Below are 22,296 nucleotides of genomic sequence, written 5' to 3'. Positions count from 1 at the left end.
GTTCTTTCAGCGGCCTGCGATCTGCAGCCGGCGACCTTGAATGGCCGGCCCGGGGTCGGTGCCGCCGGCCGGCTGGCGGCGCACCTTGCACCATGCGGCGTACAGCGCCGGCACGAAGAAGATGGTCAGCAAGGTCGCGACGGTCAGGCCGCCCATGATGGCGATCGCCATCGGGCCCCAGAACACGCTTCGCGTCAGCGGGACCATCGCGAGCACGGTGGCCAAGGCCGTCAGCAGCACAGGGCGGGTCCGGTGGATCGCGGCGTCGAGCACGGCGTTCCACGGGTCACGGCCTTCGGCGATCTCGGTTTGCACCTGGTCGATCAGGATCACGGAGTTGCGCATGATCATGCCGCCGAGCGCGATGATCCCGAGGATCGCGACGAAGCCGAGCGGCGCATGGAAGACCAGCAGCGCGGGCACCACGCCGATCAGTCCCAGCGGCGCGGTGAGCACCACCATCCACATGCGGGAGAAGTCCTGCAGTTGCAGCATCAGCAGCAGCAGAATGGTCACCAGCATGAGCGGGGCCACCGCCAGCAGCGCCTTGTTGGCCTTGTCGCTCTCCTCCACCGCGCCGCCCACGTCGATGCGATAGCCCGACGGCAGCCTGGCCTCGATGTCCTTGAGCAGCGGACGGATCTCCTGCGTCACCGACACGCCTTGCTCCCCGTCCTTCACATCGGCGCGGACCGTGATCGCCATGTCGCGGTTGCGCCGCCACAGCACCGGCTCCTCCAGTTCGTTGCGCACGGTCGCCACTTGCGACAGCGGCACGACCGTGCCCTGGCGGGTGTAGAGATTGATGTCCTTCAGCGTGCCGAGGTTCAGGCGCTCTTGCGGCACCGCACGGGCCACGATGTCGATCAAGTCCTCGTGCTCGCGCAACTGCGACAGCGTCGCGCCGTTCATCACCGTCTGCGCCACCAGCGACACGTCGGCCGGCGCGAGGCCGAGCGCACGCGCCTTGTCCTGGTCGAGTTGCACTCTCAGCGCGCGCACCGGGTCGTTCCAGTCGAGCTGCACGTCGCGCACCTTCGGGCTCGACGCCACAACGTGCTCGACCTTGCGGGCGATCTCGCGCACCACTTGCGTGTCGGGGCCGACGACGCGGAACTGCACCGGGAAGCCCACGGGCGGGCCCAACTCCAGGCGCGTGACCCGCACCCAGGCCTGCGGGAACTGCTGGTCGGCCGACGCCATCAGGCGCGAGCGCACGCGTTCGCGCGCTTGCAGGTCCTTCGTCATCACGACGAACTGGGCGTAGCCGGCGTTCGGCAGCTCCGGGTTGAGCGCGAGGTAGAAGCGGGGTGCGCCGGCGCCGGTGTAGGCGGTGAAGAACCTGACGTCCGCGTCCTTGGCCAGGACGCCTTCCAACTTCCGCACCTGCTCGGTCGTCGCCGCGAACGAAGCGCCTTCCTTCAGGCGCAGGTCGATGACCAGCTCGGGGCGCGAGCTGCTGGGGAAGAACTGCTGCGGCACCAGCTTGATGCCGGCGAGCGCGAGCGCGAGCGCCGCGACCGTCGTGCCGATCACGAGCCACCGGCGCTCGATCGCCAGGTCGATCAGCCCGCGCAATCTGCGGTAGAACTTCGAGCCGTACGGGTCACCGGCGTGTTGATGCTGACCGAAGTCCTTGGGCAGCATCTTGACCGCGAGGTACGGCGTGAAGATGCCCGAGCAGACCCACGAGAACAGCACCGCGGCGCCGACGATCCAGAAGATGCCGCCGGCGTACTCGCCGGTGGTCGACTTCGACAAGCCGATCGGCAGGAAGCCAGCGGCGGTGATCAGCGCGCCGGTCAGGCGCGGCATCGCGGTGGCCTGGTAGGAGAAGGCGGCCGCTTTCGTACGATCCCAGCCGCCCTCCATCTTCACCACCATCATTTCGATCGCGATGATCGCGTCGTCCACCAGCAGGCCCAGCGCGATGATCAGCGAGCCGAGCGAGATGCGCTCGAGGTTCCAGCCCATCGCGAGCATCACCAGCGCCACGCCGCCGAGCACCAGCGGCACTGAGGTCGCGACGACGATGCCGGTGCGCCAGCCCAGGCTAGCCAGGCTCACCGCGATCACGATGACCAGCGCTTCCATCAGCGAGCGCTCGAAGTCCCAGATCGCGTCCTTGACAGTGGTGGGCTGGTCGGCCACGCGCTCCAGCTCCACGCCATGCGGCAGCTCGGACTGGATCTTGGCGACCGCACCGTCCATCGCCTTGCCGAGTTCGACGATGTTGCCGTCGTCGGTCATCGAGATGCCGAGCATCAGCACCGGCTGGCCGTTGTGGCGCACGGTGTAGGTCGGCGGGTCTTCGTAGCCGCGCTGGATGGTCGCGATGTCGCCCAGCTTGATCGTCCGGCCGCCGGCCGAGAGCGGCACGTTGCGGATGTCGTCCTCGCTCGTGAACTGGCCACTCACACGCACCATCACGCGGTCGCCATGGGTGTCCACCTGGCCCGCGGGCAGCATCGCGTTCTGGCTCTTCAGGCTTTCGGCGATGGCCAACGGCGTCAGGCCGAGCGCGGCCAGCCGCTCCTGCGAGAACTCGACGTAGATGCGCTTGGCCTGCTTGCCGACGATGTCGACCTTCTTGACCATTGGCACCTTGAGCATGCGGCGTTTGATGTCCTCGGCCGCGTCGGACAGGTCGGCATGGTTGATGCCGTCGCCCTTGACCGCGTACATCAGCCCGTACACGTCGCCGTATTCGTCGTTCACGATCGGGCCGACGACGCCGTCGGGCAGCTCGAGGCGAAGATCATTGAGCTTCTTGCGCGCCTGGTACCAGGCCTCGCGCTGATCGGCCTTCGAGGTGCCGCCCTTCACGGTGAGCGTCATGCCGCCGTACCCCTGACGAGCAAAGGTGACCACCTTCTCGAAGTGGTCGATCTGCTCGAACTTCTTCTCCATGCGGTTGAGCACCTCGTCCTGTATCTGCTGCGCGGTCGCGCCCGGCCAGGCGACACCGGCGGTCATCGACGGCACGGAAAAATTCGGATCCTCGAGCTGGCCCAGCCTGGTGAAGCTGAACGCTCCGGCCACAGCGACGATGACGAGTAGGAACAGGACGACGGCGCGATGGCGCAACGCCCAGTCGGTGAGGTTGAAGTTGTTCATGGCGCAACCTGCGTGCTGTTGGCTTCACTCAGCGCCGCGCCGGGCAACGCGACCTTCAATCCGGGCGCCATCTTCTGCACCCCGGCGGTGACGACCTGCTCGCCGGCCGGCGGGCCGGAGACCAGCACCTCGTCGTTGCGGTAGCCGTGTACGGCAACGCGCATGAGCTCGACGGTTCCCACCGGCTCCTTGCCCTTGTGCTTGACCACCCACAGCGCCGGCTGGCCGTTGCTTTGCGTGATCGCCGTGGCCGGGACGGCCGCCGCAGGCGTACTCGACATCACGCGGTCGGCCAGCAGCGTGGCGGTGGCGCCGAGCGGCAGCGCACGGGCGCTCACCAGCTTCAGCCGCGCGCGGTACGTGCGCGTCTGGGCCGCTGCCTGCGGCGACAGTTCGCGCAGCGCGACTTCGAAGGTGTCGGCCGGCGTGCTCGCCAGCGATGCCTTGAAATGCGCGGTCTTGAAGGCGGCCACCTGGTCCTCGGGCACGTCGACCACGATCTCGGGCTCGCCGGGGTTCGCGATCGAGACGACCGGCAGGCCTTCGGCGACGACCTGCCCGACCTCGAAGCGCACCGCCGTGACCACGCCGCTGCGCGAGGCGCGCAGCACGGTGTAGTTGAGGCGGTTGCGCGCCAGCTCGAGCTTGCGCGCCTCGGCCTCGGCGGACGCGTGCGCGGTCTGCGCGCCGGTGGTGGAGCGCTCGTCGTCGGCGACGCTGACCGAGCCGTCGGACTTCAGGTGGCCCAGGCGCTGCCGGTCCGAGTCGGCCTGGCGCGCCTGGCTGACGGCGGCGGCATATTGCTGCCGCTCGGCTTCCTCGGCGAGGCGGTAGTCGGCGTCGTCCAGCACGGCCAGAACGTCGCCTTCATTCACGAACTGGCCGACATCGACCTTGCGCTGGACGACCTTGCCGCCAACGCGAAAGGCCTGGTCCACTTCGTGACGCGACTGCACCGTGCCCACGTAGCGGTTGGCTTCACGGACCTGTTCATAGCGGAGTTCGGCGGTGCGCACCGGCCGCGGCGCTTCCACGGACGGCTTGTCCGGCGCGCACGCGGAGAGCATCGCGGCGATCGGCAGTGCGACGACCGCGGCAAGAGAGTTCTTCAAGACAGTTCCTCGTGATAGGCAAAGGGTTTTCAGGAAAGCGGTCGGGTGGCGCCGGCTGCTGCGGCAGGCATGGCCGTGTGGTCGGCCGTGTTGGCGGCGGGTTCGAAGACCTGCCAGCCCCCGCCCAGCGCCTTGTAGAGCTGCGCACTGTCGAGCAGCAGCCGGGTGCTGCTGTCGTTGGCGCTGAGACGGACCGCCAGGCGCTGCCGCTGTGCATCCAGTAGCGGCAGCAGGTCGATCTGCCCGCGGTCGTATAGCGATTGCGCGCGGCCCAGTGCGGCTTCGGCGGAGGCCGCGGCGGTCTGCAGCGATTGCGAGCGTTGCCGTTCGGCGGAAAGCGCGACCAGCGCGTTCTCCACGTCCTCGAGCGCGCGCACCATCCCGTCCTCGGCGCGCAACAGCGCTTCGCGCTGGCCACTCTCGGCAACCTCGTTGAGAGCGCGCGTGCGACCGGCGTTGAAGAGGGGCATCGCGAGCAGACCCGCCACGTTGGTGTAGCGGGTGGAGCCCAGGCCGATGCTGTTCAGCGCCACGTTCTGACGGCCGAACGACGCGTCGAGAAACAGCCGCGGGAACCATTCGGCCGCGGCCTGCCTGCGACGCGCATTGGCCGCATCCAACTGCGCCATCAAGGCGAGCACGTCGGGCCGGCGCTGCAGCAGTGCGGCGGGCTGTCCCGGCCGGGCCTGGGGCACGACCGCGTCGCCATGCCAGGGCTCGATGCGCGCGGCATTGAAAGCCTGGTCGCCGATCAGCACGGCGATGCGGTGCCGCGATACCGCGGCAACCGTCTCCAGCGGCGGGATCTGCGCGCGCGCCGATTCGGCCTCGGTCTGCGCACGCTCCACGTCGAACGAAGTCCCCAGGCCCGCACGTTGGCGCGCCTTCACGAGGCGCAGGGTCTCGTCATGCGCCGCGGAGATCGCACGCAGCGTGTCGAGCTGGCGCAGCGCACCGACCAGCGTGAAGTAGTTGCTCGCGACGTCGCTTATCACCAGCAGGCGCACGCCCCGCACGCCGTGCTCCGCGGCCAGCGCGTCGGCCGAGGCCGCGGCCGCGCCCGCGCGCAGGCGGCCGCTGAGGTCGACCTCCCATGAGACGTCGAGGCCGGCACTGACGCTCTTGGTGTCCGGCAGGAGTTGCTTCACGGCATCCCCGTAGCCACTGCTGCGATCGCCGGCCGAGCCGACGCCACTGACGCTGGGCATCAGGAATGACCGGCTGACCGTTTCGCCGGCACGCGCGGCGCGCAGGCGCTCGGCGGCGATCTTGACGTCGCGGTTCTCGCGCGCCGCGCGGCGGACCAGGTCGGTCAGCACCGGGTCGCGGAAGCTCTCCCACCAGGCGGCCTCGGGCTCCATCTCGGCGCCCGTGCTCGCGGCGAACTGGGCCGGAACGTCGATCGTCGGATGGGAGGCCGGCGTGGAGCAGCCGGTGAAGACCAGGACGATCGATGCGGCCAGCGCCGCCGAAACGACGAGGCCGGCCAGTTGATCGGCCCGTTGGATGGTCTTCTGCCCGGCTTGGCGGGACAGCGGGAGTGCGGATGGAGGTGACATCGGGTGTGGACTCGTCTGGATTCGATGGGGTGTCAGCGTAGGGCGCGCTGCGCACGAAGTCGTCAGCGTTGCGTCGACGTTTGGTCGCCATGCGGGCGGTTCACTTGGTGGTGTCGTCCACGGGGCCCGCGTCCGCTGCGGGCGCGAGGTCGCTGGCGATGGATTCCAGCAACTCGTCGGCGGACGCGAATTCCCGCTGGCGCCCGGTGACCATGTTTTCGATGCGGCCGGCGAGCGCCGCGGGTGTGGCATTGCCGCGCAACTTCAGCACGTAGGCGCGCCGGCTTGGGTACTTGGATTCAGGGTTCAGCTTCATGGCAGCGTGGGGATCGGCAAGGTTGGGCGTCAGCCTAGGCCGATCCCGAGGTCGAGTCGTCAGCGAAAGGTCGACGTTCGGTCAAGACTGCTCATGCAAGGAAACGCGACGCAATCCCGACCTGTCGCTGACGACTCCGGCGGCGCGCATCCCTAGCATCGCCACCCATCACCACCCTCCTCCCCACCGGGTCCCCATCACATGAACCTCAAGCTCACACCAGGACGGCTGCTTGCCGCCGCGATCGTCGTCCTGTCCGCCTGGATCGTGCACGGCTTCGTCGAGGCCCTGCTGGCCGCCTGCGTGACCGCGATCGCGAGTTGGCCGCTCTACGCCTCCTTCAGGGCACGCCTGCCGCGGAGCGTGGGCAAGAGTGCGGGCGCCGCGATCTTCACCGGCGCGATCACGGTGTTCGTGCTCGCGCCGATGGTGTTTGCCTGCTGGGCGCTGCTGAGCGAGACGCACGCGCTCCTGCTGGGCCTCGCGGCCGCCGACAGCCGGGGGCTGGCGGTTCCCGAATGGCTGGCGAACGCCCCCGTCGGGGGGCCCTGGCTGGCCGCGCGCTGGCAAAGTCTGCTCGTCCGCCCCGGCGCGCTGCTGGTGCTGACGCAGCGCGCCGACCCCTCCGCACTTCTCGGCTGGGCGCAGGCGCTCGGACAATTCGCGGCCCGGCATGCGCTGATCATGGGTTTCGCGATCCTGTTGCTGGCTTTCCTCTACCAGGAAGGCGCGTCGCTGGGGCGCGAGCTGACCCGCGGGCTGCGCGAGGCCGTCGGCGACCGGGCGGAACGGTATGTGGACGTCGCCACCCGCGCGGTGCGAGCTTCTGTGAACAGCATGGTGGTCGTGGCCTTGTTCGACGGCCTGGCGACCGCGCTGGCGTACGGGATCGCCGGTGCACCGCGCGCGCTGCTCTGGGCCGCGATCACCGGCTCGCTGGCAGCAGTGCCGTTCCTCGGCTATGGAGCGGTCGCTGCGATGGCGGTGCAACTGACGTTGAAGGGCGCGCCGACGACGGCGCTGATGTCGCTTCTGCTGGGCTGCGTGGTCCTGCTGGGCGGCGACAAGCTGGTTCGGCCCATGGTGGCGCAGGGCGGGATGCGGCTGCCGTTCGTCTGGGTGCTGATGGGTTGCATCGGCGGCTTCAGCGTGCTGGGCGTGGCCGGGCTGGTGATCGGGCCGGTGGTTCTCACTCTGGCCGGGGAGCTGTGGGAGCAGCGGGTGCGCGAGGGTGGCCGCTGAAGGCCTCTGCGCCCCACGCGGTGTCAGGCCGGCTTCACGGCCGCCTGCATGATTGACCGCGCGCGCCGCACCAGCACGGTGTCGCCCGCTTCGGGCAGCCGGTCGACGAGCACGGCGAGGGCGCGGCGCTCCGCGGCCGCCGCCTCGTGGTGCTCGCACAGGTCGACGAGCGCGAGCAGTTCGAGCCAGGGCGCTTCCTGCGTCCGCGCCTCCTCGATCGCGCGCCGGACCGAGGCGGCGCCGGCGTCGGCCTGGCCTTGCGAACGAGCGACCGCAGCCTCCAGCAGCCACAGCTGCGGCAGGTACACGCGCTCGGCCAGTTCGTCCGAGACCCGCAACGCTTCCTGAAGCTGGACCTGCGCCGCATCACCATTGCCGGCCAGCAGCAGGGCCTGCGCCGCATAGCCCAGCACTTCGCTGGAGCCGGAGCGCATGCCGAGCCGGGCGTTCTCTTCGCACGCCTCGCGGATGAGGCGGTGGCCCTCGAACGGCGCGCCGTTCAAGGCTTGCGCCCAGCCGCGGTACCAGCGGCACGCAGTCCGGCCCTGCGCCAGGGAGAACTCGTCGACCAGCGCCTGCATCTCCTCGGCCAGGGCCGCGACCCGCTCGGCGTTGCCCAGGCGTACCTCGAACAGCGCCTCATGCCAAGTGGCAACAAGCTGCGTCATCGGCTGCCGCAGCTCGCGCGCGCGCTCGTGCGAGCGCCGCACATGCGTGCGGGCCTGCTCGACCAGGCCGCGGTGCACGAGCTCGATGGCCAGCATGCCGAGCAGCGTCACCTGCGGGTCGGCGACGAAGATCTCCTTGGCCGCGAGGTCGAGCGGCTCGGCGGTGGCGAGTCCGCGCTCGATCCATGCGAGCGCCGCCTGGGGTCGGCCCCGCAGCTGGTGCACCTCGCCGTGCACGATGCAGGCCGCCAACATCAGCACCGGATCGTTCGATCCCGACGACAGCGCCTCGGCGCGTTTCGCCACCGCCAGCGCCAGTGCATATTCGCCGCGCAGGCTCAGCGCGTAACCGAAGCCATGCAGCAGCCGCCCGCGCATGGCGTGCCCGGGCATGCCCTGCAGCAGTGTGTACGCGCGCTCGAAGGCATTCCTCGTCTCGCTGCCGACGCCGACCGACTGGAAGGCCGAAACGCCGTGCAGCGTAGCGACCGCGATCTCGAGCGCGTTGCGCTCTTCCCCCTGCGGTGCCTGCTGAAGCAGTGCCGAGGCGCGCTCGGTGAGGCTGATGGACGAGGCCGGGCTGAAGTGCAGCTGCGCGGCTTCCGCCGCCTCGGCGTAATAGCGCAGTGCGGTCATCGGCTGCCGGGCCCGGTCGAAGTGCATTGCCAACTCGGCGGCCGCCACCGGCACGCCGGCCGCACGCTCCCGTTCGAGCGCCGCGCCGACCTTGCGGTGCAGGTGCATGCGGGCAGACGGCGCCGTGCGGTCGTACAGCACCTGCCGAAACAGCGCATGCCTGAACGCGTACGGCAACTCGGCCGCCTCGGGGTCCTCGGCTGCGCGCGGCGCGGTGAGCCATACGTGCTCGCGCACCAGCCGCTCGCAGGCATGGCTCACCGATGCGGCGTCGCGCTCCAGCACCAACGCCACCGTGTCGGCGCGGAACTCCACCCCGCAGACAGCCGCCGCCGAGAGCAAGGCGCGCGGCTCGCTGTCCAGCCTGGCGATGTAGTGGTCGATGATGGCCGCCAGGTTCTCCGGCACCGCCATCGCCGCGAGCCGCGCCCCCACCGCCGCGTCGTCCGCCGTGCGCTCCATCACCTCGGTGATGACCGACGAGACGAACAGAGGCACGCCGTCCGTGCGCTCGTGCAGCGCGCGCACGAATGCCTCGTCGCTCGCGAGCGCGGCCGAGCGCCGCGCGATGCAATCGGCCACCTCGGTCTCGGAGAACGGATCGAGCACCACCTCCTGGCACAGGCGGTGCAGGCGCAGCTCATGCCGCAGCGGGTTGAGCGGGTGGTCCAGCGCGATCACCTCGGCCAGGCGGAAGCTCGACAGCCACATCAGGCGCGCGCGCCCGCGCCGCCGCGCGACGTAGTCGATCAGCTGGATCGTTGCCCGGTCGCTCCAGTGCAGGTCTTCCGTCACCAGCAGCAGCGGGCGCTGCTCGGTGTAGCGGTCGAGCAGCTCGCCCATCTCGCGCAGCATTCGGTCCGCGCCAACGCCGGACATCTCGCGCCGCAGCGCGTCGCGCTCCTCCGCGCTGCTCAGCCACGGCAGCTGCAGCAGCCAGGTCGGCGCCACGCTGCGCAACAGCGCCGGCAGCGAGCGGTCCCCCCGGCACAGCTCGGCCAGCGCTTCGAGCACAGGCAGGTACGGCTCCCCGGTGCCATAGAGCTCCACGCACTGGCCGCGCGCGCAGGCGATGCCTCCGAGACCAGCCACGAAGTGCTCGATCAGTGTGGTCTTTCCGATGCCCGGTTCTCCGGCGACCCAGACCACAGCGCGCTGCCCGATGCAGGCCTGATCCCATGCCTGCCGAAGCCGGTCGATCTCGTCCGCGCGGCCGATGAACGACTGCGACGGCTGCGGGCCCGCCGCCGTGGCGGCGAAGGGCGATGCTCGGGGTGCGGGGGGCGCCACGGCCGGCACCGCGATGAAGCGATAGCCGCGCCGCGACACGGTCTCGATGAAGCGCGGCTCGCGCGCGTTGTCGCCGAGCGCCGTGCGCAGGTCGCTGATGGCGGTCTTGAGCACCGATTCGCTGACGAACTGGTGGCCCCACACCGCGTCGAGCAGTGCGTCCTTCGTCAGCAGCGCGCCCGGCTGGCGCGCCAACACGCACAGCAGGTTGAAGGGCGTGGGCGCCAGCGCGATGGCCTTGCCATTGCACAGCAGGCAGGCATTGGCCTCGTCGAGTTCGAACTCGTCGAAGCTGACCCGAACAGGATTCGAGATGGACAGCGAGCGTGTCACGGGTTGCGCCTTGCGAGAGGATCTGGACGAATTATCGCTGGGCCCCTGGCGCAAGCCCTGTCGTCGCGGGCGCCGGCGTTCAACCGGGCTTTCGACGCCCGCCCATGGGCCGGGCCGTCATCGCAACGGCCGGCGCCGCGATTTCCGAGGTCTCGGTCAGCAAGCCCTCCGACAGGATCTCGACGGGCTTCAACGGGCTGTTGGCGATGCGCTCGGCGCTCTTCGCATCCAGGCCCAGCCCACGCAATGCGGCGGCAGCGCTCTGCTCGGCGAAATCGCTGTCGCAACCCGGCTCCAGCATGCAATGCGTCGCACCGAGGACAGCACCGGTCACGATGTTCACGGCCAATGCGATCGGCATGCGCGTGAACCGTCCCTGCCGGATGCCCTCCGTCAGGTCGCGCTTCACGAAGTCGAGCAGCATGTTCGAGCCCCGCGCGTCCGGCCATCCAAGACGGACCAGGAAGGTGGCGGCCAGTGGATGGTCGAGGGCCAGCCTGGCCACCAGGCGCATGCCAATCGACACGCGCTCAGCCGGATCGGCGTAGCTGCGCACGACGGGCTCGGCCATTCCGATCAGCTCGTTGGCGATCTCGATGGCGAGCTCGCGCACCAGCGCGTCAGGCGACGGGAAGTACTTGTAGAACGTGCCCCGCGACACCTCGGCGGCCGAGATCACATCGTCGATCGACGTCGCCGACGGACCCTTTTCCGCGACGAGCTTCATTGCACTGGCGAGCAGGCGAGCACGCATGCGTTCGCGGCGCTCGGCCGCGACGCGCTGGCGGTGGTCTTGGGTTTCCATGGGTGGATTGTGCCCAGTGCCTGGCTAGGTAGAAACGACAGTATTGTCATAGTGACACTATTGTTATTATTAAGCCCTGTCGATACCCCCTGCAAACGCTCGCTGGATTTCACGATGCTCGAACTCTCCCGGCCCCTTCAACTCACGCTCATGCTCGCCGTCGCTGGCTTTCACGCCGCGGCGCTGGCAGTCAATGGCGCGCTGCCCGGCGGCAATGGGATCAAGAACGCGTCGATGGGGGGCGCCTCGATCGCGCTGCCGCTCGACGCCGTGGCCGCGGCGAACAACCCCGCCGGCATCGCCTTCGTACCGTCTTCGACGACGCTCGGCCTGCAGGTCTTCAACGGGCACTCCTCCGCGGACTACGCGCTGCCGGGCAATCACCTCGAGAACCGCCAGACACAACTCGCCCCCGAAGGCGGCTTCAACTGGCATCTGGGTACCGAGGTCACTGTCGGGATCAGCGTCTCAGGTGCCGGCGCAGGTTCCGACTATGGCCAGGCAGCCCTGCCGGTGCACGGTGCGGGAACGGCAAAGACAACGCTTCGCGTCGCCGAGTTCATTCCCGCAATGGCATGGAAGCCCACGCCCGACCTGGCACTTGGCCTGGGCCTCACGCTGGCCTGGCAGCAGTTCGACGCCGATGGCGTGATCGTGCCCGCACCCGTGCCCGGCGGCCTGTTGCCGCTTCCCGGTCACGGCAATCAGACGGCGACCGGCGTTGGCCTTCGAGCCGGCTTTCTGTGGAAGCCGGCGGCCGACTGGTCGCTCGGCATGAACCTGAAGTCCCGTGCTCGCATGGGCCGGCTCGACGGCTACGACCGCGACCTGCTGGCCTACAGCGACGGACGCCTCGATGTACCTGGCCAATACGGCGTCGGCGTTGCATGGCAGCCCATTGAACGGCTGACCTTGGCCGCTGACTGGCTGCGCATCCTGTGGGGCGATATCCAGGCGATGCACGACCCCAACGGCTTCGGCTGGCGCAACCAGCCGGTTGTTCGCTTTGGCGCGGCGTGGATGCTCGACGAGCGCTGGACCTTGCGGGCCGGCTACAGCCGCAATCGCAGCCAGATCGACAGTTCGCGCGCCGCGCAGAACCTGCTCGTACCTTCGATCAACGAGCAGGCCTACACGGCGGGCCTGAGCTGGCGCGTCGACCCGCACTCGGAGTTCAACCTCGGCTACGAACTGAATCCGCGCACCACGCTGACGGGTACCGGCGCCAGCACCGGAACCTCCCTGACGAGCAAGGTCCAGATGGTCCTGCTCGGCTACCACTACACGTTCTGAAGCGAGGCACACCCGTGAGGAACTCCACCGCAGTGCTTCGGCAGCCCGAGTCGTGCCCCGAAAGCCGGCTGCCCGCCGATATCCAGCGACTGTCGCGCCCGCCCGCCCTCGGGCGCGCCACCAGGTTGGCATTCCTGCGCTGGGAAAAGCGCCGGCTGGCGCCCACCGAACGCTTCTGGCGCGACTTCGGCTTTCACATCGTCAGTTCCACGCCCCAGCGTCTTGTGGCCCGGGGCGCGGGGACAGCACCCTGCATTGCGATCGCCGAAGCCGCACGACAGGATCGTTTCGTCGGCCCCGCGTTCCTCATGTCGGCCGACACCGACCTGCACCGCTACGTGGAACAGATGGGAGCGTGCTGGCTCCCGCTCGACCGCCTGCCGGCGGGCGGTCGCGGGGTGGAGCTCTTCGACCCCAGCGGCCGCAGCGTGTGGCTGCTGCAGCATCAGCGGGGCGTCGAACCCCTGCCCTTGCGAGAGGCCGTCACGTCGAGCACGAACACGGCCCAAGAGACACCCCGTGTGAATCGCACGGTGCGCACACCCATCGAGCCGGCCCGCGTCGTGCGGATCGGCCACGTGGTCCTGCAGACGGTGGACTTCGCGCGCATGGCCGAGTGGTACTTGCATGTGCTCGGGCTGATTCCCACCGACGTGCAGTACCTCGCCGACGGCAGCCCCAGCCTCGCGTTCTGCCGCCTCGATCTGGGCAATCAGCCGGCCGACCACCACACGGTGGTGATCGTGGCCGGGATCGAAGAGAAGTACGAGCACAGCGCGTACGAGGTGCTGGACCTCGACGCCATCGGACAGGGGCAGCAGGTCCTGCGGGCCCAGGGTCACCGGCACATGTGGGGCATCGGTCGCCACCTGCTCGGCAGCCAGCTCTTCGATTACTGGTTCGATCCCGACGGCTTCGAGTACGAGCACTACACGGATGGCGACCTCTTTACCGCGGGCTTCGAGACCGCCTATTCGCCGCTCGAATTCGGCGGCATCTGGGCCTGGGGCGACGACGCACCCGCGTCGATGAAGCCGGCGAAGAACCTGCGAACCCTGCTGCACGTGCTGAAGCTCATGCGCGGCAAGGCGATCACGCCGCAGCGACTGAAGCTCATGAGCGCGGCACTCCAAGTGCCCGCGCGCCCCTGGCTCTAACCCTTCCCTCCAAACAGACTCATGCCACGCACGATCATTCGCTACGCCGAAGGCGGCACGCCCCGTTGGGGTGTTCAATTCGGGCGCCTCCTCGCCCCCCTGCAAGTCGATGTGCCCAGCACCGGCGAGCTGCTCTCCGAGCACTGGGAGTTGCTATGGGCCACCGAGGCGACGCAGGCCTTGGTGCCGCTCGAGCGCGTCCAGCTTCTGCCGCCGGTGACACATCGGCAGCAGTTCATCTGCCAGGGAGTCAACTATCACAGCCACATCGCCGAATCGGGCCTGCGCGTCGAAGACTTCCCCTTCAACACCCTCTTCACGAAGGCGCCCTCCTGCATCACGGCGGCCGATGCGCCGGTCGTCCGCCCCGCGCAGGTGCAGATGCTCGACTACGAGATCGAACTCGGCCTGGTGTTGCGCAGGCCGGTGCCGACCGGAACGCAAGTCGGGCGCGACGACCTGCCGCAATGGCTTGCCGGCGTGACGATCGTCAACGACCTGTCGGCACGTGACATCCAACTGCCTCAAGGCCAGTTCTACAAAGGCAAGAGCTATCGCGGCTTCGGACCGGTCGGGCCAGGGCTGGTGCTGCTGACGCCGCAGGAATGGACGCGCTGGCCCGAGCTGCACATGCGCCTGGCGGTCAACGGCCAGACGCGGCAGGATGCCTACTGCGCCGAGATGATCCACGGCCCCGCGGCCACGCTCACCGAACTCGCGGCGCTGCAGGACCTGCATCCGGGCGACCTGATCGCCACCGGCACGCCGGCGGGCTGCGCCGCGCGCGCGCCCGGCAAGGGCGCGATGTTCGTTGCCAGACACCTGCTCAGCGACGCCGGGAAGTGGCGGATGTTCGTTCGCAAGGGGCGTGGCAACCCGGCCTACCTGCGCCCGGGTGACCGCATCAGCGCGTCGATCCGCACCGACGACGGCGCCATCGACATGGGCGAGCAGACGACCTCCATCGCCGCACCATGAACGCGCCCTCCCCCATTCTCACGATGCCGCAGGTCGACACCGACATCCTGCTGGTCGGCCTCGGCCCGGTCGGCGCGGCGCTGGCCAATCTGCTCGGCCGCTACGGCGTGCGCGTATTGGCCATCGACAAGGCAAGCGCCATTTTCGAGAAGCCGCGCGCGATCGCGCTCGACAACGAGGCGCTGCGCATACTCCAACTGGCCGGCGTGCGCGACGGTGAGTTCGAGACTGTCGCCATCCCGCAAGTCCTGTACCACTCCCCGCTCTTCGGGCGCATTGCCCGCATCAACAGCGCCGGAACCATCGACGGCCACCCGACGCTGGTCACCTTCCACCAGCCGGAGCTCGAGCGGCTGCTGCGAGCCAAGCTCGAGCGTTACCCCGTCGTCGACGTGCGGCTCGGCGTCGAGCTGGAGAGCTTCGTGGACGATGGCCGTTTCGTTCAGGCGCGGCTGAAGGACGCCGCCGGCCAGGAGACGCAGGTGCGCGCATGTTTCATCGTTGGCACCGACGGCGCGAATTCGCTGGTGCGGCGCACGCTGGGGCTCGACTTCGAGGGCCGCAGCTTCCACCAGGATTGGCTGATCGTCGATGCGCTCGATGTGCCGGCCCCGATCGACCACGTCGAGTTCAACTGCGACCCACGGCGCCCGACGCCGCGCATGGTGGCGCCGGGCGGGCGTCAGCGCTGGGAGTTCATGCTGCGCCCCGGCGAGCGGCCGGAAGAGATGGAGCGGCCGGAATCGGTGCGGCGGCTGCTCTCGCCGTGGTGCGACAGCGATTGCATCCGGATCGAACGCACGGCGGTCTACCGCTTTCATGCGCGCGAGGCCAGGCGCCTCTCCAAAGGCCGCTGTTTCCTCGCCGGCGACGCGGCGCACATCACGCCGCCTTTCGCCGGCCAGGGTCTCGTGGCCGGGCTGCGCGACGTGGCCAATCTGGCCTGGAAGCTCGCCTGGGTCGTGCGGGGCCAGGCGAGCGAGCAAGTGCTCGACAGCTACGACACCGAACGGCGGCCCCACGCCAGGAAAATCATCCGCCTGGCGCGCATGCTCGGCGCGATCGTGATGCCGCAAAACCGCGCCGCCGCGTTCGCCGTGCACGGCCTGATGAGCCTGCTGCGCCTGCTGCCGGCCAGCCGCGCGCAGTTCGAGGACATGAGGGTCAAGCCGCAGAATACCTTCGACCAGGGCCTGTTCTGGCGCGTGCGTGGCAGCGAAAGGCTGCGTGCCGGGGCCATGCTGCCGCAAGGCTGGGTCCGGCCGGCCATCGGCGACGGGCCGATCCTCAGCGACGATGCGCTGGGACTGGAATGGGCGCTGATCGGCTTCGGCGTGGATCCATCGGCCAGTCAGCCGCCCGAATTGCTGCAGCGCTGGCAAGCCGCGGGCGGACGGGTGTGGCAGTGGTGCCAGCGATCGCAGGCCCAGCACCTCGCGCCTGCGGCGCAGCGGCTGGAGGCGCTCGACGAGGCCCTTCTGCCGCGCCGGGTTCCGCTTGGCTGGGTCGCGATCGTCAGGCCCGACCGCTGCGTGCTGGCCGAAGGGCCGGCATCCGATGGCGAAGCGATGCTGCGGCGAGCGCTCGAGCTCGTCGCGCCCAGGGGCGCGGCGAGCTTTCCGCTCGTGCTCGGCAACGACGTCCATTTGGTGAAGACATGAACGGAATCGCCTCCATGGCAGACGTCCTCGCTCTCGAAGGCGAGCACGACGGCCTCCTGCCCAACAGCACCTACGAGATGGTCGGCGCCACAGCGCGCACCCACCCCAACGCGCCGGCGCTGTCGTTCTTCCCGCGCATCGAAGATCATGCGCGGCCAGAAGTCTGGAATTACGAGACGCTGTTCGCCCGCATCACGGCCACGGCCAACTTCCTCCATGAGTTGGGCGTCGAGAGCGACGATGTCGTCGCCTTCGCGTTGCCCAATTTGCCGCAGACGCATCTCGCGGTCTGGGGCGGCCAGGCGGCCGGCATCGCGTTCGCCATCAATCCCATGCTGGAGCCCGCGGCCATCGTCGAGCTGCTCGCCGCCGGCGAAGCGAAGGTGCTGATCACGCTGGCCCCCCTTCCCGGCCAAGACCTATGGCCGAGGCTGCAGCCGTTGCTCGGCCGTGTCAGCAGCCTCGAACATGTCGTGCTGATCCACCTGCTCCGTGAGGTCGCCGAGGTCGGCGGCGTGGCTCCTGGCGAGACAAGGGGCCGCTTCAGCGTGCACGACTTCGCGCGAGGGCTGCGGCGGCAGCCGGTGGACCGCCTCGTCAGCGGGCGCGTGATCCGCCCCGGCGATCGGTCGTCCTTCTTCTGCACCGGCGGTACCACCGGCGCGCCCAAGATCGCGATGCGCACCCACGCGAACGAAGTCGCCAACGCGTGGAGCACGGGCCAGTTCCTCGGGAATGGCATCTCGGCCGGGAAGACCCTCTTCTGCGGTCTGCCCCTGTTCCATGTCAACGGTGTCCTGGTCACTGGCTTGCTGCCTTTCTCACGCGGCGCACACGTGATCATCGGCACAGCCTCGGGCTATCGCGGCGACGGTGTGATCCAGCACTTCTGGGAGTTGGTGGAGCACCACCGGATCAACTTCTTCAGTGGTGTTCCGACGGTCTATGCGGCGCTGATGCAGCAGCCGACGCGGGGCCGCGACCTCAGTTCGCTGGAATACGGGCTCTGCGGGGCCGCACCGATGCCCGTGGAACTGATGCGCTCCTTCCAGGAGCTGACGGGGCTGAAGATCCTCGAGGGATACGGGCTGACCGAGGGGACCTGCGTCAGCACCTGCAATCCTCCGCTGGGCGAGCGGCGCACCGGGTCGATCGGGCTGCGCCTGCCCTTGCAGGCCATGAAAGCCGTCATGCTGGACGACGCGGGGGCCTACGTGCGCGACTGCGCGGCCGGCGAGGCAGGCGTGCTCGCGATCAGCGGTCCCAATGTGTTTGCCGGCTATCGCGACCCCGATCAGAACAAGGGGCTGTGGCTGGAGATGAACGACGGCCGGCACTGGATGAACACCGGCGACCTCGGCCGGCAGGACGCGGATGGCTACTTCTACCTGACCGGCCGCAAGAAGGAACTCATCATCCGGGGCGGCCACAACATAGACCCTGCGAGCATCGAAGAGCCGCTGCACCGGCATCCGGCCGTGCAACTCGCCGCCGCGGTCGGTCGCCCCGACTCGCACGCGGGCGAACTGCCAGTCGCCTACGTGCAGCTCAGGCACGGCGCCAGCGCGACCGAGGACGAGCTGCTGGCCTTCGCCAGGGACCAGATCACGGAGCGCGCAGCGATGCCGAAGGCGATCAGATTGGTGACGGCCATGCCCCTGACCGGCGTCGGCAAGATCTTCAAGCCCGAGCTCAGGCAGCGCGAGATCGCGGATGCGCTGCGCACGGCGCTGCACGATGCGGGCGCCCCGATTTCTCGGCTCGACGTTGTCAGCGACCCGCGTTTCGGGATTCAGGTCGAGGTCACGGTGGCGGGAAGCGCCACCGCAGCCATTGCGCGCGAGGTCCTGGGCAAGTTCCCGTTCCGCTTCGAAGTGTCGCGGACAAGCCGCGACCAATGATGGTGTTCGAGCGAGTGGTTGCCGAGAGCGACAGCGCTGTACGCGCTTGTCGAGAGTCTCAAACCAGTGACTGCACACGCCCCCCCGCCGGTCACTCGATCCCCGCGATCCCCGCCCCCGCCACCACGTAGGCTCCCTGCGCCACCTTCAGCGTGATGCGCCCCGCGCGGTGGGCCGTGATCTGCATTTCCATCTTCATGGCTTCCATCGATGCGATGGTGTCGTTCGCGGCGACCATGTCGCCATCGGCCACCTTCCACGATTGCAGGGTGCCGGCGATCGGCGCGGCGACCGATGCGGGATCGGCGGCCACGGGCGCCTCCACCGACGGCGACGCGCCACCGCTCGATGCGGACTGCAGCCCGCGCAGCAGTTCCACGGGCAGCCCCAGCGCCATCCGGCGGCCATCGATCTCCAGCGCCGTGCGCACGAGCGCGGCATCCGGCATCGGTGCCTCGGCACGCACCGAGGCCCGCAGCGTGTTGGCGAAGTCGGTTTCGATCCAGCGCGTGTGCACCTTGAATTCGTCCGCGGAGGTGAAGTCCGCGTGCGCCATCACCGCGCGATGGAAAGGCAGCACGGAAGCCACGCCCTCGATGCGGAACTCCTTGAGCGCGCGCCGCGCGCGCGCGATGGCCTGGGCGCGCGTGGCGCCGGTGACGATGAGCTTGGCCATCAGCGAGTCGAAGCTGCCCGGCACCGTCGAGCCCGACACCACGCCCGTGTCGACCCGCACCCCGGGACCCGAGGGCGCGTCGAACACGCGAACCGGCCCGGGCGCGGGCAGGAAGCCGCGGCCCACGTCCTCGGCGTTGATGCGGAACTCGAAGGCATGGCCGCGCGGCGCCGGCGTCTGCGTGATCGACAGCGGCAATCCGTCGGCGATGCGCAGTTGCTCCACCACGAGGTCGATGCCCGTGGTCTCCTCCGTCACGGGGTGCTCCACCTGCAGGCGGGTGTTGACCTCCAGGAAGGAGATGGCGCCCGTGGCACTGAGCAGGAACTCCACCGTGCCGGCGCCGACATAGCCGGCACGCGCGCAGACCTCGCGCGCGGACTGGTGGATGCGCTCGCGCTGTTCGTCGCTCAGGAAGGGCGCGGGCGCCTCCTCCACCAGCTTCTGGTTGCGCCGCTGCAGCGAACAGTCGCGCGTGCCCAGCACCAGCACATGGCCGTGCGTGTCGGCGATCACCTGGGCTTCCACATGGCGCGGCCGGTCGAGGAACTGCTCGACGAAGCATTCGCCGCGGCCGAAGGCGGCGACGGCCTCGCGCACGGCCGATTCGTAGAGGTCCGCCACCTCGTCCATCCGCCAGGCGACCTTCAGTCCGCGCCCGCCGCCACCGAAGGCGGCCTTGATGGCGATCGGCAGGCCGTGCTGTTCGGCGAAGGCCACGACCTCCTGCGCGTTCTTTACCGGCCCGGGCGTGCCCGCCACCAGCGGCGCGCCGACCTCCAGTGCGATCCTGCGCGCCTGCACCTTGTCGCCCAGGGCCTCGATGGCGGCCGGGGGCGGGCCGATCCAGGTCAGGCCGGCGTCGATGACGGCCTGGGCGAAGGCCGCGCTCTCCGACAGGAAACCGTAGCCCGGGTGCACCGCGTCGGCGCCGCTGCGCGCGGCCACGGCCAGCAGCTTGTCGATGCGAAGGTAGGTGTCGGCCGGCCGATGGCCGTCGAGACCATAGGCCTCGTCGGCCATGCGCGCGTGCAGCGCGTCGAGGTCGGCATCGGCGTAGACGGCGACCGACTGGACGCCGTAGTCGGCGCACGCGCGCACGATCCGCACGGCGATTTCGCCGCGGTTGGCAATGAGGACTTTCTTCATGGGGTGTCTCGCGGTTCGGAAAGAAGGCTCGAAGAGGCTTCGAAATGGCGGATCGGATTGAAGCGCACGCGCGCGCCGATGGGGATCTGCCCGGCGCGATCGAGGTGGTGCGTGGCCACGGCGCCGATCACCGGATAGCCACCGGTCAGCGGGTGGTCGGCCAGGAACAGCACGGGCTGCCCGCTCGGGGGCACCTGGATGGCGCCGAGCGCCGTGCCCTCGCTCGGCAGTTCGGCCGGGTTGGCGCGCGTCAACGGCTGTTCGCCGGCCAGGCGCAGGCCGACGCGGTTGGACTGCGGCGTCACCGTCCAGCACTGGCTGGCCAGCCGCTCGACCGCCTCGGGCGTGAACCAGTCGGTGCGCGGTCCCATCACCACGTCGAGCGTGACGGTCTCACTCACCGTGGGCAGGTCGGCGGCCGGCTGTTCGTGCAGGCCCACCACGGCGCCGCGCAGCACCGGCCGCACGGGCAGCACGTCGCCGGCCGCGATCGGCGGCGGCCCGACATGGGCCAGCGTGTCGGTCGAGCAGCTGCCGAGCACCGGCGCAACGGCGAAGCCGCCGCGCACCGCCAGGTAGGTGCGGATGCCCGCGCGCGGCTCGCCGAGCGTGAGGCTGTCGCCATCGGACAAGGCGATCGCCTCGTAGCCGGGCACGGCCCAGCGCGCGCCGCTGGCGGTGTCGAGCTGGATGGGTGTGTCGGCGCCGGTGAGGGCCACCACGGCCTCGCCCCGGCAGACGAGCTGGAAGCCGCCGTAGACGATCTCCACGCAGGCCGCGTCGCCGTCGTTGCCGACCAGCCGGTTGGCCGCGCGCAGGGCGCCCCGGTCCATCGCGCCGGAGGCCGACACGCCCTGCCCGGCCTGACCGTGCCGGCCCGCGTCCTGGAACAGCGCCTGCAGCCCGGTGCTGCGGATCTCCAGCGCCGCACCGTCGACGGCGACCACCGCGGGCGGCGCGGCTCGCGGGGCCGGCGCCGCGGGCGATGCCGGCGCGCGCCGGACCGCCACGTCGACGAAGCGCACGCGAAAGCCCGGCTGCAGCAGCGCCGGCACCTCGCGGCCCAGGTCCCACATCGGCGTGGCGGTCACGCCGATGATCTGCCAGCCACCGGGGCTGGCCTGCGGATAGACCCCGCTGAACTGCCCCGCCAGCCCCACGGCGCCGGCGGGGATGCGCGTGCGCGGCGTCGCGCGGCGCGGCACGTTCAGGCTCGGGTCGCCGCCGCTCAGGTAGGCGAAGCCCGGTGCGAAGCCCGTGAAAGCGACGGTGTAGTCACTGCCGGTGTGGCGGCGGATCACCTCCTCGCGCGAAAGGCCCAGCAGCCGCGCGACCTCGTCGAGATCCTCGCCCTGGTAGTCGACCGGAATCTCGACCCGCGTGCGTGCGCGCTCGACCGGTGCCGTGAGGCTTCTTCGGCCGATGCGCTCGACCAGTTCGGCGTGCGACACGGCCATGGGACGGTAGCGGACCAGCAGCGTGCGCGCCGCCGGCACCAGTTCCTCGATGCCGGCGATGGGCTCGGCCTGCAGGGACGCGAGCAGCGCCAGCGTCTGCGCGAGGTCGTCGAGCTCGACCAGCATCGCATCCAGGTTGACCGGAAGAAAGCGCATCATCGCGTCGCCCCCGCCGTGGCCGCATCGACGAAGGGCCGCACGGTCACGCCAGAGCGTTCCAGCAGCGCCCGCACCTGCCGCGCCATCTCGACCGCGCCCGGACTGTCGCCATGCACGCAGACCGAATCGGCCTGGATGCGCACGCTGCTGCCGTCGACGGCCGTGACCACGCCTTCGGTGGCCAGGCGCAGCATGCGCGCGGCCACCTCCCGCGCGTCGTGCAGCACCGCCCCCTTCTCGCGGCGCGAGACCAGCGCGCCGTCGGGCATGTAGGCGCGGTCGGCGAAGGCCTCGGCCACCACGCGCAAGCCGCTCGCCCGTGCCCAGCCCAGCAGCGGCGAGCCGGCCAGCCCGACCAGCCACAGCTCGGGGTCGATCGCGCGGATGGCGGCGATGACGTCCCGCGCCTGGCGCTCGTCATGGGCGATGGTGTTGTAGAGCGCGCCATGCGGCTTGACGTAGCGCACCGTGGTGCCGGCGGCGGCCGCCAGGCCCTTGAGCGCGCCGATCTGGTAGATCACGTCCGCCACCAGGTCGGCGCTGGCCACGTCCATGTTGCGCCGGCCGAAGCCGGCGAGGTCCGGGTAGGCCACATGGGCGCCGACCACCACGCCGAGCGCCCGCGCGCGGCGCAGCGTGTGCAGGATGCCGGCCGGGTCGCCGGCGTGGAAGCCGCAGGCCACGTTGGCGCTGCTCACGATGCCCAGCATCGCGTCGTCGTCGCCCATGCGCCAGGCGCCCAGGCTCTCGCCCAGGTCGCTGTTCAAGTCGATCTTCATCGCCGCGT

15 protein-coding genes are annotated in these 22,296 nt (G+C 69.8%); 6 read left to right on the top strand and 9 right to left on the bottom strand.

Features of this window, described 5'->3' with window-relative positions:
* Window positions 1–6: 6 nt before the first annotated feature.
* From AC1DNF_RS24240 to AC1DNF_RS24225, 4 genes are all read right to left on the bottom strand, one after another.
* Window positions 7–3,117 carry an efflux RND transporter permease subunit gene (locus AC1DNF_RS24240; RefSeq protein ID WP_478151194.1) on the bottom strand — a complete coding sequence of 1,037 codons (3,111 nt, stop codon included), beginning with the start codon at window positions 3,115–3,117 and terminating at the stop codon, window positions 7–9.
* The gene (locus AC1DNF_RS24235; RefSeq protein WP_478151193.1) at window positions 3,114–4,229 is read right to left on the bottom strand and encodes an efflux RND transporter periplasmic adaptor subunit; all 1,116 of its coding nucleotides are present in this window, start codon (window positions 4,227–4,229) and stop codon (window positions 3,114–3,116) included. The genes AC1DNF_RS24240 and AC1DNF_RS24235 overlap by 4 nt, the downstream gene beginning before the upstream one ends.
* A gap of 29 nt (window positions 4,230–4,258) precedes the next feature.
* Window positions 4,259–5,788, bottom strand: a complete 1,530-nt coding sequence (locus AC1DNF_RS24230) for an efflux transporter outer membrane subunit (RefSeq protein WP_478151192.1) — start codon at window positions 5,786–5,788, stop codon at window positions 4,259–4,261.
* A 100-nt stretch (window positions 5,789–5,888) separates the two neighbouring features.
* Complete coding sequence (locus tag AC1DNF_RS24225; RefSeq protein WP_478151191.1) at window positions 5,889–6,104, bottom strand: hypothetical protein; 216 nt, start codon at window positions 6,102–6,104, stop codon at window positions 5,889–5,891.
* 201 nt (window positions 6,105–6,305) lie between these two features.
* On the opposite strand from AC1DNF_RS24225, the gene AC1DNF_RS24220 reads away from it, so the two are divergent.
* Entirely contained in the window at window positions 6,306–7,346 is a 1,041-nt protein-coding gene (locus AC1DNF_RS24220) for an AI-2E family transporter (RefSeq protein ID WP_478151190.1), read from the top strand.
* Between the two features lie 23 nt (window positions 7,347–7,369).
* Here AC1DNF_RS24220 and AC1DNF_RS24215 read toward each other — a convergent pair whose 3' ends face one another.
* Window positions 7,370–10,273 (bottom strand): ATP-binding protein, encoded by a 2,904-nt coding sequence (locus AC1DNF_RS24215; RefSeq protein WP_478151189.1) that lies wholly within the window; start codon window positions 10,271–10,273, stop codon window positions 7,370–7,372.
* A 79-nt stretch (window positions 10,274–10,352) separates the two neighbouring features.
* A complete protein-coding gene (locus AC1DNF_RS24210; protein WP_478151188.1) occupies window positions 10,353–11,078 on the bottom strand; it encodes a TetR/AcrR family transcriptional regulator in 726 nt (241 codons plus the stop codon).
* A gap of 114 nt (window positions 11,079–11,192) precedes the next feature.
* Here AC1DNF_RS24210 and AC1DNF_RS24205 point away from each other — a divergent pair, with 114 nt between their 5' ends.
* The 5 genes from AC1DNF_RS24205 to AC1DNF_RS24185 are packed head-to-tail and all read left to right on the top strand — an operon-like array spanning window position 11,193 to window position 18,068.
* Window positions 11,193–12,371: an OmpP1/FadL family transporter gene (locus AC1DNF_RS24205; RefSeq protein ID WP_478151187.1), complete on the top strand. Its 1,179-nt coding sequence runs from the start codon at window positions 11,193–11,195 to the stop codon at window positions 12,369–12,371.
* A 14-nt stretch (window positions 12,372–12,385) separates the two neighbouring features.
* Window positions 12,386–13,528 (top strand): VOC family protein, encoded by a 1,143-nt coding sequence (locus AC1DNF_RS24200; protein ID WP_478151186.1) that lies wholly within the window; start codon window positions 12,386–12,388, stop codon window positions 13,526–13,528.
* Between the two features lie 21 nt (window positions 13,529–13,549).
* Entirely contained in the window at window positions 13,550–14,506 is a 957-nt protein-coding gene (locus tag AC1DNF_RS24195; protein ID WP_478151185.1) for a fumarylacetoacetate hydrolase family protein, read from the top strand.
* A complete protein-coding gene (locus AC1DNF_RS24190; protein WP_478151184.1) occupies window positions 14,503–16,167 on the top strand; it encodes a bifunctional 3-(3-hydroxy-phenyl)propionate/3-hydroxycinnamic acid hydroxylase in 1,665 nt (554 codons plus the stop codon). Before AC1DNF_RS24195 ends, AC1DNF_RS24190 begins: the two co-directional genes overlap by 4 nt.
* A complete protein-coding gene (locus AC1DNF_RS24185) occupies window positions 16,164–18,068 on the top strand; it encodes an acyl-CoA synthetase (RefSeq protein ID WP_478151183.1) in 1,905 nt (634 codons plus the stop codon). Before AC1DNF_RS24190 ends, AC1DNF_RS24185 begins: the two co-directional genes overlap by 4 nt.
* A gap of 91 nt (window positions 18,069–18,159) precedes the next feature.
* Here the strand turns inward: AC1DNF_RS24185 and AC1DNF_RS24180 are convergent, their stop codons facing one another.
* Genes AC1DNF_RS24180 through AC1DNF_RS24170 form a run of 3 tightly spaced genes read right to left on the bottom strand, consistent with a single transcriptional unit; the run spans window position 18,160 to window position 22,288 of the window.
* Complete coding sequence (locus AC1DNF_RS24180; protein WP_478151182.1) at window positions 18,160–19,893, bottom strand: acetyl/propionyl/methylcrotonyl-CoA carboxylase subunit alpha; 1,734 nt, start codon at window positions 19,891–19,893, stop codon at window positions 18,160–18,162.
* Complete coding sequence (locus tag AC1DNF_RS24175; protein ID WP_478151222.1) at window positions 19,890–21,506, bottom strand: 5-oxoprolinase subunit B/C family protein; 1,617 nt, start codon at window positions 21,504–21,506, stop codon at window positions 19,890–19,892. The genes AC1DNF_RS24180 and AC1DNF_RS24175 overlap by 4 nt, the downstream gene beginning before the upstream one ends.
* Entirely contained in the window at window positions 21,506–22,288 is a 783-nt protein-coding gene (locus AC1DNF_RS24170; protein ID WP_478151181.1) for a LamB/YcsF family protein, read from the bottom strand. Before AC1DNF_RS24170 ends, AC1DNF_RS24175 begins: the two co-directional genes overlap by 1 nt.
* Window positions 22,289–22,296: the final 8 nt, after the last annotated feature.

The organism is Variovorax sp. 01T432 (genome assembly GCF_056398605.1).
Note: the sequence above shows the minus strand (reverse complement) of the source record. Positions and strands in the feature narration are given on the sequence as shown.